9 protein-coding genes are annotated in these 17,419 nt (G+C 24.9%); 8 read left to right on the forward strand and 1 reads right to left on the reverse strand.

All coding sequences use genetic code 11. The features are described 5' to 3' along the window. The first annotated feature begins 8 nt into the window (after nucleotides 1-8). The 3 genes from BN1711_RS07030 (at nucleotide 9) to BN1711_RS07035 (ending at nucleotide 1,768) form a co-directional block, all read left to right on the forward strand. The gene (locus BN1711_RS07030) at nucleotides 9-974 is read left to right on the forward strand and encodes a DUF6414 family protein (protein ID WP_050607460.1); all 966 of its coding nucleotides are present in this window, start codon (nucleotides 9-11) and stop codon (nucleotides 972-974) included. A gap of 341 nt (nucleotides 975-1,315) precedes the next feature. Further along, the gene (locus tag BN1711_RS12550; protein WP_163248452.1) at nucleotides 1,316-1,489 is read left to right on the forward strand and encodes a hypothetical protein; all 174 of its coding nucleotides are present in this window, start codon (nucleotides 1,316-1,318) and stop codon (nucleotides 1,487-1,489) included. A 39-nt stretch (nucleotides 1,490-1,528) separates the two neighbouring features. Continuing rightward, nucleotides 1,529-1,768 carry a GIY-YIG nuclease family protein gene (locus tag BN1711_RS07035; RefSeq protein ID WP_050607461.1) on the forward strand — a complete coding sequence of 80 codons (240 nt, stop codon included), beginning with the start codon at nucleotides 1,529-1,531 and terminating at the stop codon, nucleotides 1,766-1,768. Nucleotides 1,769-1,794: 26 nt separating this feature from the next. Here BN1711_RS07035 and BN1711_RS07040 read toward each other — a convergent pair whose 3' ends face one another. Then, nucleotides 1,795-3,372: an ABC-F family ATP-binding cassette domain-containing protein gene (locus BN1711_RS07040; RefSeq protein ID WP_050607462.1), complete on the reverse strand. Its 1,578-nt coding sequence runs from the start codon at nucleotides 3,370-3,372 to the stop codon at nucleotides 1,795-1,797. 181 nt (nucleotides 3,373-3,553) lie between these two features. Between BN1711_RS07040 and BN1711_RS07045 the strand changes: the two genes are divergently transcribed. From BN1711_RS07045 to BN1711_RS07065, 5 genes are all read left to right on the forward strand, one after another. After that, nucleotides 3,554-4,450 carry a chemotaxis protein gene (locus BN1711_RS07045; RefSeq protein WP_050607463.1) on the forward strand — a complete coding sequence of 299 codons (897 nt, stop codon included), beginning with the start codon at nucleotides 3,554-3,556 and terminating at the stop codon, nucleotides 4,448-4,450. Between the two features lie 77 nt (nucleotides 4,451-4,527). Then, a complete protein-coding gene (locus BN1711_RS07050) occupies nucleotides 4,528-5,370 on the forward strand; it encodes a CvfB family protein (RefSeq protein WP_050607464.1) in 843 nt (280 codons plus the stop codon). A gap of 149 nt (nucleotides 5,371-5,519) precedes the next feature. Beyond that, nucleotides 5,520-9,908 (forward strand): DUF5050 domain-containing protein, encoded by a 4,389-nt coding sequence (locus BN1711_RS07055; protein ID WP_129582139.1) that lies wholly within the window; start codon nucleotides 5,520-5,522, stop codon nucleotides 9,906-9,908. A 126-nt stretch (nucleotides 9,909-10,034) separates the two neighbouring features. After that, the gene (locus tag BN1711_RS07060; RefSeq protein ID WP_050607466.1) at nucleotides 10,035-14,579 is read left to right on the forward strand and encodes a leucine-rich repeat domain-containing protein; all 4,545 of its coding nucleotides are present in this window, start codon (nucleotides 10,035-10,037) and stop codon (nucleotides 14,577-14,579) included. A gap of 374 nt (nucleotides 14,580-14,953) precedes the next feature. Continuing rightward, the gene (locus tag BN1711_RS07065; RefSeq protein ID WP_050607467.1) at nucleotides 14,954-17,404 is read left to right on the forward strand and encodes an EAL domain-containing protein; all 2,451 of its coding nucleotides are present in this window, start codon (nucleotides 14,954-14,956) and stop codon (nucleotides 17,402-17,404) included. Nucleotides 17,405-17,419: the final 15 nt, after the last annotated feature.

The following is a 17,419-nucleotide window of genomic DNA, read 5'->3' on the forward strand; positions in this document are numbered from 1 at the left end:
AAAAATTTATGGATTTACCTGTTTATTTAAATAAATTTTTAATACAAGACTTATATTCAATTTTAATAAATGGCTATTTGGAAAGTACAAGTTTTAAATATACTATAGATAAAACAGATACTTTAAAATTGCAAAAATCCACTAAAAATCAATATACTAAAGATGATACATATTCTAAAAAAAGAAATAGATATCATTGTAATGCAAATAATTTTTGTACCAAAGATAAAGAAAAGAATATAATAAGGGGAGATTGTTTCTTAAATGAATGGGATCATTTAGGAATGTTCAATGATCAAAATAGTAACACTAGAGAATTAAGTATTACAAAACTATATACAACTTTTTATCTTTTCTGTAATTTAAGAAATATGATGATGGGGAAAAATATGATAAAAGAAATAAATAATGAAGATATAAAAAATAACAGTATATGCTATGGTGAGTATGTTCAGTTTACAGCTAATATAAACAATTCCTCACTTCCATCACAAATAAATACTTTAATAAATACTATAGAATGCTATGATGTGGAAAAGCTAAATAGCTTAATAGAAAAAAAGGATATAGCTAAAAATAGTTCTTTTAATAATTATAATACAATGATTCAACAATTAAAGAATTTAGGAAAATGCTTAGATAGTAATACTATAGATATGATAGCAAATTTTGAAGAGTGTAATGGAGTTTTATGTGTTAATAAAAATAATTTTTTAGAAAATAATATTAATATGTATGATATCAGTGATTGTAATTGCACAGTTTTAGGAAAAGTAATAAAAGTAATAGATAAAGAAGATAGAATAGATTTATTAAGAAAAACTTGTTTGACTGAATATTATAATAGATTTTTAAAATCAATAAAACCTTATTTGAATATTTTAAATGAAAGTAAGATTATATTGTTAGAAGATATTATAACAGAAATAAATGGACCTTCCATTCAAGTAATACCTATTGCTATATATGTTTAAAATTGTAATCCAAAGTAAAAAAATTATATTGTAATGGATTAATTTATTAGTTAAATAATCATATAATGAAAATATTAATTATAGATTATATTAATTAAATTAGAAGATTCATTCTAATTTAATTAATAATTTTTTGGACAATCCTAAAATATGTTTTATAAATAAATCATTTAATGAGGAAAAGTTAAATTTTTATGTACTATAATAAGGAGATATGAAAATGCATAGTAGTAGTAAAATAAATCTTTTATTAAATGAAGAAGAAAATTTTAGTGTGAATTTATAGATTTTGATTTTATAAGAGGAGTTTAAAATAAATATTAAATTCGATAATTGCAAAGATGAGCAATTTATTTCAGGTAAATTTAGAATCTATTATACTAGAAGTAAAAATATCTGATAAAATAGATTTTGAGAAAGATATTGAAATTGAGGAATACATAAGTAGAAAACTCTATAAAAAAGTGTTTACAATATATTACTTAATATTCTTTAAATTAAACCAATATCAATAATTTTAAAAAATAAAAAATCTACAATAAGGGATGTAATATATGGCATATATTTATATATTAGAATGCAGTGATGGTACTCTTTATACAGGATGGACAACAAATTTACAAAGAAGAGTTGAAACTCATAATAAAGGAAAAGGAGCAAAATATACCCGTTGTAGAGTACCAGTTAAATTAAAATATTTTGAAGAATTTAAAACTAATAGGGAAGCTATGAAAAGAGAATATGCTATAAAGAAATTATCTAGAAAAGATAAATTAACTTTAATAAATAAATAAAGCGAGAAAATCTCGCTTTATTTATCCTATATTTCTAAAAATTCATCATAAGATACTTTTTTATCAACAAATTTATTTGGAGTAATTTCTATAATTCTATTAGCTATAGTTTGAATGAATTGATGATCATGAGAAGTAAAGAATATGTTGCTATTAAAACTCATTAATCCATTATTTAAAGCAGTAATAGATTCTAAATCTAAATGATTAGTAGGTTGATCTAATATTAGTACATTAGCATTAGTTAGCATCATTTTTGCAAACATACATCTAACTTTTTCTCCACCAGATAATACATTTACTTGTTTTAAAGGTTCTTCTCCAGAAAATAACATTCTTCCTAAAAACCCTCGTAAATAGCTCTCAGATTTTTCCTCAGAAAACTCTCTTAGCCATTCTACTAAATTTAAATTTACATCATTGAAATATTTAGAATTGTCTTTTGGAAAATAAGAATGTGTAATGGTTATGCCCCATTTATATTCTCCACTATCAGCTTCTAGTTCTCCTGATAATATTTTAAATAAAGTAGTATTAGAAAGTTCATCTCCTACGAATGCAATTTTATCACCTTTTGAAACTATAAAACTTACATTATCTAAAACTTTTACTCCATCTATGGTTTTAGTTAAACCATCAACTTTCAATATATCATTTCCAACTTCTCTTTCAGGTTTAAAGTGTATAAAAGGATATCTTCGAGTAGATGGCTGTATATCTTCTACGGAAATTTTATCTAAAAGTTTTTTACGAGAAGTAGCTTGCTTGGATTTAGAAGCATTAGCACTAAAACGAGCAATAAAGTCTTGTAATTCCTTTATTTTTTCTTCTTTCTTTTTATTTTGATCTTTTGTCATTTGAAGAGCTAGCTGACTAGATTCATACCAAAAGTCATAATTACCTACATATAATTTAATTTTACCAAAGTCTACGTCTGCCATGTGAGTACATACCTTATTTAAAAAATGTCTATCATGGGATACTACAATAACAGTACCTTCAAAATTTATTAGGAAATCTTCTAGCCAATTAATAGAATTTATATCTAAATGGTTAGTAGGCTCGTCTAATATAAGTACTCCAGGATTTCCAAAAAGAGCTTGTGCTAGTAAAACTTTTACCTTTTCACTACCAGATAGATCTTTTAGATTTTTGGAGTGTAAATTTGTAGGAATTCCAAGCCCCTGTAAAAGAGAAGATGCTTCAGATTCTGCTTCCCAACCGTTTAGTTCAGCAAATTCACATTCAAGTTCAGAAGCCTTTATTCCATCTTCATCTGTAAAATCACTTTTCATATAAAGGGCATCTTTTTCCTTCATAATTTCATAAAGTTTTTGGTTACCCATTATAACTGTTTCTAAAACCTCATATTCATCATACTTAAAATGATCCTGTTTTAAAATAGACATTCTAACACCAGGTTTAATAGAAACTTCACCAGTATTAGCCTCTATTTCTCCAGATAAAATTTTTAAAAATGTACTTTTCCCCGCACCGTTAGCACCTATAACACCGTAGCAATTACCTGGTGTAAATTTAAGGTTTACATCTTCGAAAAGTTTCTTTTCCCCATATCTTAAACTTAAGTTTGTTACTGTAATCAAAGCCTTACCATCCTTTACTTATAATTTTATATTCTGCGCCATTATATCATAAATTAACACATTTAAAAAGAATTTATTTTTATGTCATTGTTACTTTTTTTATTATAAAACTATTAAAAGGTTATGATATAATGTTAATAATATACTTGAAGTGAATATTTTGATAAGAGAGGTGTATTTTATGAATAGTGATATATTATTAGAATCGGGCACAGGAGAAGTAGAAATATTAGAGTTTAGTATAAATAATAAGTACTATGCTATTAATGTAATAAAGGTTAGGGAAGTCATAGAAATAGACAATTTAACAAGAGTGCCACAATGTCATGATGCTATAGATGGATTAATATTATGTAGAAATGAAATCTTACCATTAATTGACTTGAACTATATTATAAATAATAAACGAGATGAGACGAGAAAATTTAAGACTATAATTTGTGAATTTAATAGAGTAAAAGTAGCTTTTAAGATTGACAAAGTTATAGGTATACATAGAATAAAGTGGACTGAAATATTAAAACCTGATGATATATCTGCAAATTCTTTAGTTATAGGAAATATTATTTTGAATAAAAAAATAATATTATTATTAGATTTTGAAAAAATCGTGACAGACATAAATCCAAGTACTGGTATTAATGAAAATAAAATTGTAGAAGTAGATTATAAAGATAGATCTAATATAAAAGTAATATTAGCAGAAGATTCAGCTTTAATAAGAACTTTGCTTAACGATACCCTTATGAAAGCAGGTTTTAAGAATTTAAAATTATTTGATAATGGTAAACAAGCATTAGATTATTTATATAAGTTAGTAGATAAAAAGAAGGAAAACTTTAAAGAAGATGTTCAAATACTTATAACTGATATTGAAATGCCTCAAATGGATGGACATACTCTTACAAGAAAAATAAAAGAACATCCATTTTTAAGAAATCTTCCAGTTATAATATTTTCATCACTAATTACAGATGATTTAAAACATAAGGGAGATTCTGTAGGAGCAGATGCACAACTTAGTAAACCGGATATAGGCAATTTAGTTAATTTAATAGATGAATATGTAGAAAAATAGTATTAATGTTTGTATATAATATAGGATTATATGCTATATTATTAATATAGAGCACACAAAAGATAGGAAGGTGTACAATGATACAATTAGGCAAAATACAAAAATTAGAAATTATAAGAGATACTTCTATAGGGGTATATTTAAACTCTAAGGAAGACAAGAGTGAAGATGATATTTTACTACCTCAAAAATATGTTCCGGAAAATGCTAAGGTTGGAGATGAAATAGAGGTATTTGTTTATAGGGATTCAGAAGATAGATTAATATCAACTATTAGAAAGCCTAAAATAACGTTAGGAGAAATAAAACCATTAAAAGTAATTTCAAAAACAAGAATGGGTGCTTTTTTAGATTGGGGATTGGAAAAAGATTTATTTTTACCTTTTAAAGAGCAAATTAATGAAGTAAATATAGGTGAAGAATATTTAGTTTATTTATATATAGATAAGACTAATAGGCTTTGTTGTAGTATGAAAATTTATAAAATGTTAAAAAGTGATTCACCTTATAAACTAAATGATAAAGTTTCAGGAATTATATATGAAATAAAGAAGTATTATGGAGCTTTTGTGGCAGTAGATTATAAATATCATGGACTAATACCTACTAATGAATTATACGGAGATTTTAAATGCGGAGATGAAATAGAAGCTAGAGTAACTCATGTAAAGGAAGATGGAAAATTAGACTTAAGTTTAAGAGGAAAAGCATATATACAAATGGATAAAGATGCGGAGATAATTTTACATAAGTTAAAAGAAAATGGTGGTTTTATTAATTTAAACGATAAAAGTAATCCAGATGATATAAAAACTCAGTTAAATATAAGCAAGAATGCATTTAAAAGAGCTGTAGGAAGACTTTTAAAAAATGGAGAAATTAGTTTTATTGAAGAAGGTATTAAATTAATAAATAAATAGTTATGCATGAGAGGATATATATTGATTTGAAATATTCAATATATATCTTTATTTTGTAAAATTTTATATAGAATAAAAGAAATGGTATCTATTAAGGATTATATTATTCTTACGATAATATAGAATAAAACAATATTTTTATTAGGGAGGTGTCGACTATAATTAGGAAAAAGGTTTTCGCCATATTTTTTACTATAAGCTTAAGTTCTATAGGATTGTTCAATTTAAATCCAGTACAAGCTGCTCCAAAAAATTATAAAACTAAATATAATGTTTCTATAAATAAAGTATGGAAAATTAATTTTTCAAAAGAAGTAGATGAAACTTCAATAAAAGATAATATAAAAGTACTAGATAGTTTAGGACAAGAAGTTCCTATAAATATATCTTTAGATGTAGATAAAAGATGTGTTAAAGTTGCCTTAAAAAATGGTACATATAATGGAATTCACTATAATGGAAAGTATAGTAAAGACCAAAAATATACTTTGCTTGTAAGTAATGGATTAATGTCAAAAGCAAATAAAAATGAAAAGCCAAAGAAACTTTATAGTGAAGTTAAAATGGATTTTAAAACTGAAGGAAATAATCCTTATCCAGGACTTCCTATAGAGGATGGAATAGTTGTAATTGGAGATAAGGCTTATTCAGTTGGATATCTTTCAACTCATTCAAATCTTGCTAATGAAATATTTGCTGGAGGAAATTATGTTGTATCCTATGTAAGTGAGGAATATGGAGAAAAGATAAAACAAATACTCGGAGATAATAAGTCCAAGGGTAATGTAGAAAAAAGTAAAGAAATAACCTATTATTCTTCTGATGGTAACCAATATAAATATGAATATAACGATAGTGTAGGAGAATATAGATTACTTCTTCCAAGGATTTATGTTGATGTTGTTCCAGGAAGTGCTAAGGGAGTTATTAGTTTAAGTGTAAAGGATATAAAGGCTGTTCCAGGAGCCAAATATTTTAAAGTAGGAAATAGCAATACTATTAAAAAAATAGGAGATACCATTATATACACTATTACTAATCCTTTAGAAAAAATAACAATCTTATCTTCTGATGAAACTCCATTAGCTAATGCATTAGTGGAAGTTGGTTTACCTAATTCAACCTATTATAGTGTAAATACTTTAAATAAGACTTTAGGAAATACATCAGGAAATATAAGTAATAATGGTTGTGCTGCTATAGATTCTAATCTTTATGTGTATTATGTTAATACAGCAGATAAATCATCTCTTTATAGAAAAGATTTGTCTGGTAAAATGGATTTCCAAATAGGATTAGACAAGCCTCAATATATAAACATAATGGGGGATTGGATTTACTATAGTAACTATAATGAAAATGGGAAAATATATAAAGTTAAAAAGGATGGAACTCAAAATCAAAAACTTTGTGATGATACTGCAACTTATTTAACTGTATGTAATAACGTAATATACTATAGTAATGGTTCAGATAAAGGAAAGCTTTATAAAATAAATACAGATGGAACCATGGATGGAAGTACCATAAATAAAGATCCGTCAGGAAAAGTTCATGGAGTACCTGTAGTTTCTGATTATGGAAATTATAATAAAGCTTATGATGAAGCACATTTTATAAATGTAGTAGGAGATTGGATTTACTATAGTAATTTCTCAGATGGTCATAAAATATATGCAGTAAATAAAGATGGTACTATGAGAAGAAAAGTAAATGAGGAATGGTCTGATGCTATACAAATAGTGGATGGTTGGGCATATTATTGTTCAGGAGAAGGTATTATAAAGAAAGTTAGAACTGATGGTTCTTCTAATATAATACCTATAAAAGGAACTACAAGAAAAGTAGATAAAGCTTATCATTTAAATATAGTAGACAATTGGATTTACTATAGTAATGCAGAGGACAATGGAAAACTTTATAAAATCAGTATAAATGGTACTGGTGAAAAGAAAAAACTTTGTGATGTAAAAGCAGATTATATAAATATTGTAGGAGATATTATTTATATAACTAGTGGAAGTAGAACTTATACCCTACCACTTAATAAAGAAGGAGTATCTCCTGAATTAGTAACTAAAACAGTTATGGATAATAATATATCTAAATCTGACGACTTAGATATAACAGTAGATTATAAAGATTCAGATAAAACTTTAACTCAAATTGAAGCAAAATATCTTCCAGGTAAAGTAGCTGTATTTATGAAAGATGATACAGTGCAACAACTTACTGTAGATTGGGATATTAAGAATAAAAAATCTAATGGACAAGGTATTTATACCTATCAAGGAACAGTTCTAGGCTATGGTAAAAAAATAAAATGTACTTTAACAATACCTTCAGAAATGTTAAATGCCAATAGTATAATAGAAGTATATAATAACGGTCCTAAAAATGGTTCTGTTATAGTAAGGGAAAGAAATTTTGGAAATTCACCTAAAGATTTAGAAGATAAAGCTAAATTAAAGGGAGCCAAAAGAGTAGAAATAGGAGATATTATAAAAGTATATGGAAGTCCAAAAGCAGGAGAAAAACCTTTAGGACAAGTAACAGTAAATGCTAATAACGCTAATTCTCCTTTAGTTAAAGGTCTTGATTTAGATATGTATGGAAGGAGTTTCTGGATAACTATAACAAGAAAAAATAAAGCAGAAAGTAAGGCTACCGAGGTAAGACAGTTAGGTAGTGCTGTTATAACAGGGGATGTTTTGGATCCAGATGGGAAAGCTTTAGGTGTAGATGGAAGAGACTTTGAAATAAGAGGTTGGAACAACCCATCCATAAGAAATGATGGTTTTATATCTGATACTACAGAAATATCTTCTAAAATCCTTAAAAAGATTTACATAGTTCCGGGAAATGGAAAAGTAAATATGGAGAATATGGGGGTTAAACCTGTAGGAACTACAAAGGGAAATTATTGGACAGGTACTAATGCCAGAGATTTATTAACTGGATATGATCTTTTGATGACAGACAGTTTAGGAAACAGATTAAAAGAAGGAAACTATAGCTTATTTGTAGTTACAGCCTATGAAGGAAAAGCAGAAGAAGATATAACTAATTATGGTTCTCCATTAGTTGAAGGTTTAACTGCAAGCATTCCTAAAAATATGAAAGCAACAGAGGAAAAGCTTCCTAGACAACCAAGCGTAAGTAAGCAGTATGTAAAATCTGGAGATGGTATAAAAATTCAACAATTACAACCAGGAGAAGAAGCATTTATAGCTCCAGAAACTTGCAGTTATATATCCTATGATTTAGATAATAGAGAATATAAATCACATGATAATGTGTTCTTTAAAGGAGAAACTAGAGATAATTCTAATAGTGGAAGACCATATATAGAACAAGGTTTCCAAGAAGGTCTTAGAGATGGAAATATAGTTCCTAGAACAGTTAAAAACGGAAGATATAAAGTTTATATAGTAAATGATATAGGTGGATCTAAGGAATCTTCTGGTGAAATTATTGTAGACAATATAAAGCCTGTAGTTACTATTCAAAATGTAGTAACTAATATTAAGGAAGTTCCTGTAAAGGGTCCTGATGGAACACCTACTGGAGCGATAGACAGAGTAGAAGATTCTATAACAATATCTGGTGAAGCTAAAGATAATGAAGATAGAATAACAACCTATATTGTACCAGCTGGTACTGCAGCACAGGAAAATATTATAAAATCTTCAGCTATTCAAAAATCAGGAAATAGATTTAACTTTAATATAAAAATTACAGATACAAATAAGGATCAAAAAGAAAAATATTATACAGTATATGCTATAGATGAAGCAGGAAACATAAGTAACTTTAAAGAATTGGATAGAGCTAAGAGTATATTTGCTTCGTCCACTATGTCTGTAAATATGGATACAATACAATTAGGTAAAGACATAGTTAGATCTAAACTTGAGGGAAGAATAAAATATCAACCAAGAGATTTAAGTGCGATAGGTGGATATTATGAGATTACTGTAGAGGGTAAAAAATATAGATTAGATAATGATACATTAAGAAAACTTGGAACACCTTCTATAGATAATTTTATAAGTTCATTATCTCAAGCAAAGGAAATGATTAGTGTAGGTACAGAATGGAAACCTAAACCTAATGGATCTATATTAAAAGATATGGTGAGTATATATAAAGTAAATGATAGAGTATGTATAGAAAAACCTGATGATAAAGAAATAAAAGTAGAAGATAAAACTAGTGGTGAATTAATAAGTAGTATGTTAGGTTTAAATAAAATTGCTACAGCTACAGGAGAGGCAGCTAAATCTCAAAAATATCAAATTAATGTATCCGGAGCGCAAGTAGATAAAGAATGTAATTTAGGAGTTTGCTTAGCTGGTGAATATTTTGAAATTAAACTTGCTGTTGGTGATAGACCAAATGATGTAGCTAAGAAAATAAGTGAAAAAATTAGAGTACCAGGATACAAGATAGAATACCGAAGCAATACTATCTTATTAACTAGAGATCAGGTAGGAGCCGTAATACCTGAATTTAAAATAACTACTTTTGATTATTAATAAAAGAAGGACATTAATTTGTCCTTCTTTCATTAATAATATGATCTATAAAAAACGTAAAAAATTACGAGAATTATAACAGAAAAGTTATTTATATATTTTATCTATAATTAGAGGAGGCACAAAATGAATAAAAAAGTAATTATTCCATTAGTTATAGGAGCTTGTATTGCTTTTTCTCCTGTAAATGTAAAAGCAGAAGATTATTACAAATGGAATATGAAGGTCACAGGAGAAAAAAATAAGATTTGGACAGTAAAATTTTCTAAAAAACTCAATAATGATCTAAGAAATTTAGAAGACAAAATATATATAAAGGACTCTGAAGGAAACAAACTAAATTGTAGAGTAAATTTGAAAGATGATAAAAAAACTTTAGAAGTATTACCACCAAATACAGGTTATAATTTAGATAAAACTTATTATCTTTACATAGATAAAGAAATTTCTTCAGAAAGAAAAGAAAGATTAGAAGACAGTATTAAGATGGATTTTTATATTGATAAAAAAGTGACTTTTAAAGATGAAAATTTAGAAAGAATAATTAGAGAAGACTTAAATAAACCTTCCGGGGATATCTTTATAAAAGATATTTCTAAAGCTAAAATTGTTTATTTAGATGCTTCAAATAAAGATATTAAAGATCTATCTGGAATAGAATATTTAACAGATTTAAAAAAACTTAAATTAAATGATAATAAAATAGATGATATATCTAAAATTTCTGATTTAAAGTCACTAAAATATTTAGATTTAAAAAATAATAATATTAAAGATTTTAAAGCTTTAAAGGATTCAACTAAGTTAGAAACTTTATATTTAAAAGGTAATAAAACAGAAGATTATAATCCAATAGAAGGCTATTATTATAAAATAAAAGATAAGGATTTTAGCTTATATGATGATGTAAAAATTAAGTTTGAAGATAAAAATTTAGAAAAAGAAGTAAGAAAAGCTGCTATAGAATATGGAAAGGATAAAGATAGACCTATAGGAGATTTATATAATTTAAAATATACAGATGTACAAGGTATTAAAAAGCTAGATCTTCATAATAAAGGTATAAAAAGTATTAAGGGATTAGAATATTTACAAGATTTAGAGGAACTAGATTTATCTAATAATGAGTTAAGTAATATTGATACTTTAAAAGAGTTTTCAAAACTTAAAAAGGTTGATTTGTCAAAGAACAAAATTAAAGATATATCAGTTTTTCATAAATTAAACAATGTAGAATATTTGAATTTAAGTGAAAATGCTATTGAAGATATATCTCCATTAAGAAATTTAAAAAATATTAATTATTTAGATTTAAGACATAACAAAGTATATTATATAGATTCTTTAAAAAATAAATATAATTTAGAACATTTATTTTTAGCACAAAATAATATAATTGATTTTAGTCCTTTAGCTACTTTAAATCATTTAAAAGATTTATATATATCAAATAATATAAGTGATGATTTTAATTACACAAAGGAATATTATCATAATATTATAAATAAAGACTTTACTTTAAATAATCCTATAGTTTTTGAGGATAAAGATTTTGAGAATTTGGTAAGAAAAGAAATAAATAAGCCCTCAAATCCTATATATGAAAAAGATATGGAAAATATAAAAAAATTAGATTTGTATCATGCTCATATTCATAAGATAGGAGGAATTGAAAGTTTCAAATCACTTGAAAGTTTAAACTTAAAAGGTACTGATATTGATGATGTATCTCCATTAAAAGCTTTAAAGAATTTAAAAGATGTAAATTTATCTAATACAAAGGTAAAAGATATAAGCCCACTAAAAAACAGTACAAGCATTAAGATATTAAATATAAATGAAACTAATGTTTCCAACATTCAATCTGCTGAATTTATGAAGTCATTAGAAAAACTTTATTTAGTTAATACTAAGATAACTAGTATTAAACCTATAACTAATTTGAATAAAATAACGGAACTTGATATATCTAAATGTGATATTGAATTTAATGATGAATATAAAAATTCAATAAAAAGTCTTAATAACTTAACAAAACTTAATATATCTAACAATCCTAAAGTGGATGATTGTTCATTTATAAAAGACTTAACTAATTTGGTTTATTTAGATATGAAAAATACTAATATTAATAATATAGATAATTTAGGTAATTTATCAAAATTAGAATACTTAAATATATCTAATACTAAAGTTACTAATACAAAGATTATTAAAAATTTTCCAAAGCTAAGAAAAATTGATACTACAGGATGTAACATAAACAATGGTGAATTGGATAAAGATCATAATAAGTTAGTAGTATTCCAGGATAAAGTTTTAGAAAAAGAAATCAGGGATTTAATAGATAAACCTTCTGAGTCTATATATGAAAAAGATCTTTTAGGTATAACTAAATTGGAACTTTCAAATAGACATATAAAAAATATTGAAGGATTAGATTCTTTAAGGAATTTAACTTATTTAGATTTATCAGATAATGAAATTATAGATATAAAACCTATAGGAGCTATAAATAAATTAGATAAGTTAATTATTCATAATAATAAAGTAGAAAGTATAAAACCACTTGAAGATTTAAATAATTTAAAGGAATTAGATTTATCTAATAACAACATAGGAGAAATAACAATTTTATATAATCTAACTTCTTTGGAAAGATTGGATTTATCTAATAATAATATAGTAAATATAAAGAGCTTAGCATCTCTTATTAATTTAAAATATTTATCATTATATAATAATAAGGTTCAAGAGGGTATAGAGGATGGATTAAGTAGATTGTATAATCTTACAGAAATGTATCTAAAAAATAGCGGCATAGCCAATTTTAATGCAACTGGTGCATATTATAATAATTTAGCTAAAAAAGATTTTACTATACCTGAGGATTTTATAGTATTTGAAGATAAGAACAAAAGTGATTTTGCCAAAATAATTAGAAGTGTTATAGGTAAGAAAGAGGATACTAATGTATATAAAAGTGACTTGGATAAAATAACAGAATTAGATTTAAGTAAAAATGAACTTCAAAGAATAGATAACGCTTTAAGGAGTAAATTAAACAGTAAAGTAATTAGCGATTTAGAAGGAATACAATATTTATCTAATTTAACTTCTCTTAAAATAAGTGGTGATGGAAATAGATTGGGGAATATATCCAATTTAATACCTCTTAAGAAGTTAATTAAACTAGATATGGAAAACATAAATGTAGAAGGAGATTTAACAAAAATTAAATATCTAACTAACCTAGAGTACTTAAAATTAAATAACATGGGTATAAGGGATATAGAATTTATATCTTATCTTACAAAACTAAAAGAGCTGGATTTATCAAAGAATCAATTAAAAAATCTAAATCCAATAGGTGATTTAAATAAATTAAATAAGCTATACGTTGTGAATAATAATATATACAATGTAGAAGCCTTAGAGAAACTTATAAATTTAAATACATTAGACTTAATAGATAATAATAATTTAGATAATATTTATCCTTTAAAATCATTAATAAATTTAAAGAGTTTAAATCTGCCATCAAGTGTTAAGGATTATACACCTACAACTAAATATTACTATAATCTTATATATAAGAACTTTGAACTTAAAAATAACAATGTAGTAGTTATAAAAAATATAAAAGATATAGATAAAGAAGTTAATAAGGGTGATAAATTCTCCCTACCAAACTATGTACAAGGTGTTATGAGTGATAATTCAAAAGAAGATTTTAAAGTAAATTGGGATAAAAAAGATGTAGATACATCTAAAGAGGGGGTATACATTTTTACAGGTAATGTAGATGGATATGGTAAAAAAGTGAAATTAACATTAACTGTTAATGGATACATCCCAGAAGGTATGGGAAATTCTTTAGGCAACATAATAAATGGTGCATTAACAGCTAAAGATGATAATTATATATACTATATAAACAAAGAATATGACAATAAGATATACAAAAATAAGATAAATGGAGCAGAAGATTCACTACTTTCTACAGATAATGCAAAATACTTAAATTGCTATGGAAATTATATATACTATATAAGTAGTGGGAATATATGCAGAATAAAAAAAGATGGTGGTTCTGTAGAAAAAATATTAAATTGTGATGCTTCCAATATGATAATTTATAATAATTGGATATACTTTTTCGATAAGAGTAAACCTGGTATATACAAAATAAAAACAGATAAAACAGGCTATGAAGCTATAATAAGTGGTGGTCAATGGAGAATAGATAGTGAATTTGTATTATCTGGAGATAATATATATTACGGAAATTACAGCGATGGAAACTGTATATATAAAATTAAAATCGATGGATCAGGCAAAGTAAAATTAAATAACATTGAAAGTAAACACATGATTATAGTGGGGAAATGGATATACTATGTTTCCAATGGAAATATATATAAGATGAAAACTGATGGTAGTTTAAATACATTACTATATAAAGGCAATGTAGTAACTTTAAATGTAGATGATTCCTATGTATATTACACAGATGGAAATAAAGATAATTTCTTATATAGAATAGATATAAACGGTGATAATAACACTTTAATCCTTAAAAAAAGCGTTACTTTTTTAAACATATTAGGTAATAATATTTATTATATTTCCAATAATGAACCTAATAAATTAAAAACAATAAATAAATAAATAACTTATTAAAATAAATATCTACTAAGTTAGTTGGTAGATATTTATTTTTTTATTAGAAAATATAAATGCAATAGTCAAAGCTAAGGAATAAATAAAAACATTCTGTAACAAAATAATGTTATAGAGTATTTTGTTAATTATTTTCCTTAGTTTACTTAAGTATTATTATGTTAATATAAACAAATGTAAACTAACTAAAAAAATAAATACATAATAAAAAAACTCAACTGACAAATTTAGTAAATAATGCTATAATATATTTACTAATAAATGTATTTTTTCAGAATATATTATTAATACAAATACTGTAAACAAGGGACGGTTTAATAAAAATTATTAACCGTCCTTTTAAAATAAAAAGGAGAAACTTAATGAATAATATACTTTCTATATTACTCTTTATTAACTTTTGTTTTTATTTATTTACAGGTGTATATTTATTTAAAATCAACTATAAGTGTGAAACTAATATTAGTCTTTTTATACTTTGTATTTGTACAAGTCTCTGGGCTTTTGGATATGCTTTTATGATTATATCTAAAGATATATATATAGCTAATTTTTGGAGAATAATTTCTTCTTTAGGTTGGTGCTTTTTATTTATTGCATGGATACAATTTGCTTTATCTATAAGTAATACAAATAAAATAAATACCTTAATAAAACTAATATTATTAGCAATTGCTATATTTTTCTTCGTAAGAAGTTGTACTTATGACCCTTATACTGTACTTATAAAAACTGAAAATGGTTGGATAGATAAGTATCCAACAAATTTATTTGAAATTATTTTCTTTACCAATTATTCCATATGTTTGCTAATAGGTATGTTTTTCATTTTCTCTTGGGGTAAAAATTCTAATAAGAAAAGAGAAAGAAGACAAAGTATTATTATAGGTTTTACATCCTTAATAGCTTTTATATTTCTTTATACAACAGATTTTATACTTCCTTTAATTGGTATACAACTCTTCCATTTTGGGATTTTAGCAGTACCACTTGCAATACTTGGAATATGGTATTCAGTAATTAAATATAAAATTATGTCTTTAACACCTAAATATGTATCTGATTATATATTTAAATCAGTAAATGATCCCATATTTTTTATTGGAGAAGACTTATGTATAAAAAATGTTAATAAGATTGCTTGTAGCATAACTGGATATAATTATAATGAAATTAAGAATAGTTTATTTATAACTTTAATTGAAAATCATAATTTTAATTTAAGGAATTTATTAAAAGATAACTTTATTAAAGATGTAGAAATTAACTTATTAAAAAAGGACAATAATGTAATTCCTTGTATATTATCTGGAACAATCGTTTATGACGACTTTAATGATATGTTAGGTATAGTTATAATATTACATGATATTTCTGAAAGAAAGAAAAGGGAAAAACTATTAAAAAACTATAATCTGGAACTTGAAAAAGAAATTAAAGAAAGAACTCTCAAATTAAAAGAATCCAACAAAATATTACAAAGAGAAATTATAGAGAGAAAAAAAGTAGAAAAACAAATAGAACACATGATATATTTTGATGAGTTAACAGGATTGCCTAATCGTAGATATTTCAAAAATTTTATAGAAAACATTATAAATAAACATAAAGAAAACTACTTTGCTGTAATGTTTTTAGATTTAGATAATTTTAAACTAATAAACGATACTTTGGGACACCAAGAAGGGGATATATTGCTAAAAGAATTTTCAAAAAGAATAAAACAAATCATAAGAAAAAATGATATTTTAGCACGAATTGGTGGAGATGAATTTTTATTTTTAGTAAATGATCTTAATTCTTCTTATGATACTGATACTATAAATTTAATATCCCAAAGAATAATGACCGTATTAAAAAAACCTTTTATCATAAATCATACAGAAAATTTTATAACTATAAGCATAGGGGTAGCTTTTTATCCAATCCATGGTATACATGCAGAAACACTCATTAAAAATTCTGATAGCAGCATGTATAAAGCTAAATTTTCCGGCAAAGACAATATTAAAATTTATTCTAAAGAAATAAAAGCCAAGCTTTTAGAAGAAACAAAGCTTAAAAATTCACTCCATAGAGCTCTTGCCAAAAATGAATTATATGTATATTATCAACCTAAAATAAATCTTAAATTAAATAGAATATCTGGTTTTGAAGCTTTATTAAGATGGAAATTTAATAATAAGCATTTTATATCTCCAGATAAATTTATTCCTTTAGCAGAAGAAACAGGATTAATAGTCTCTATTGGTTATTGGGTAATTAAAACTTCTTGCAAACAATTAAAACATTGGCATAATAATGGTTTTAATGATGTAAATATAGCTATTAATGTATCTGTAAATCAACTAAAGGAAAAAGACTTTGTTTATAAAGTTAAAGAAATTTTAAAAGAAGTTGATTTAAATCCTATTTTTGTGGAATTTGAAATAACTGAAAGAATAGCACTTCAAGATACAAAAAATATATTTAAGGTCTTAACAGAACTTAATTCATTAGGAATAAAAATTTCAGTAGATGATTTCGGGACTAAATATTCTTCTTTTGTTAATATAAAAAACATTCCCATAAATAAAATTAAAATAGATATGGAATTTATTCAAGGACTAGAAAAAAATAAAAAAGATGCTGCAATAGTTAGATCTATTATTAGTCTTGGCCATAATTTAGGATTGGAGGTTATTGCAGAAGGTGTAGAAACTAAATATCAATTACAATATTTAAAAAAACAAAACTGTGATCAAATACAAGGTTATATTTATTATAAACCAATGAGTAGTTTAGAAATTGAAAATATTTTATATTTAGCATAAAAATTATTATAGATT

The organism is Clostridium niameyense (assembly GCF_001243045.1).
Taxonomy (GTDB): domain Bacteria; phylum Bacillota; class Clostridia; order Clostridiales; family Clostridiaceae; genus Clostridium_F; species Clostridium_F niameyense.

What these genes read in the sequence shown, in the direction of transcription:
- BN1711_RS07030 (WP_050607460.1), top strand. Translation starts at nt 9, where the DNA reads ATGGATTTACCTGTTTATTTAAATAAATTTTTAATACAAGACTTATAT.
- BN1711_RS12550 (WP_163248452.1), top strand. Translation starts at nt 1,316, where the DNA reads ATGAGCAATTTATTTCAGGTAAATTTAGAATCTATTATACTAGAAGTA.
- BN1711_RS07035 (WP_050607461.1), top strand. Translation starts at nt 1,529, where the DNA reads ATGGCATATATTTATATATTAGAATGCAGTGATGGTACTCTTTATACA.
- BN1711_RS07045 (WP_050607463.1), top strand. Translation starts at nt 3,554, where the DNA reads ATGAATAGTGATATATTATTAGAATCGGGCACAGGAGAAGTAGAAATA.
- BN1711_RS07050 (WP_050607464.1), top strand. Translation starts at nt 4,528, where the DNA reads ATGATACAATTAGGCAAAATACAAAAATTAGAAATTATAAGAGATACT.
- BN1711_RS07060 (WP_050607466.1), top strand. Translation starts at nt 10,035, where the DNA reads ATGAATAAAAAAGTAATTATTCCATTAGTTATAGGAGCTTGTATTGCT.
- BN1711_RS07065 (WP_050607467.1), top strand. Translation starts at nt 14,954, where the DNA reads ATGAATAATATACTTTCTATATTACTCTTTATTAACTTTTGTTTTTAT.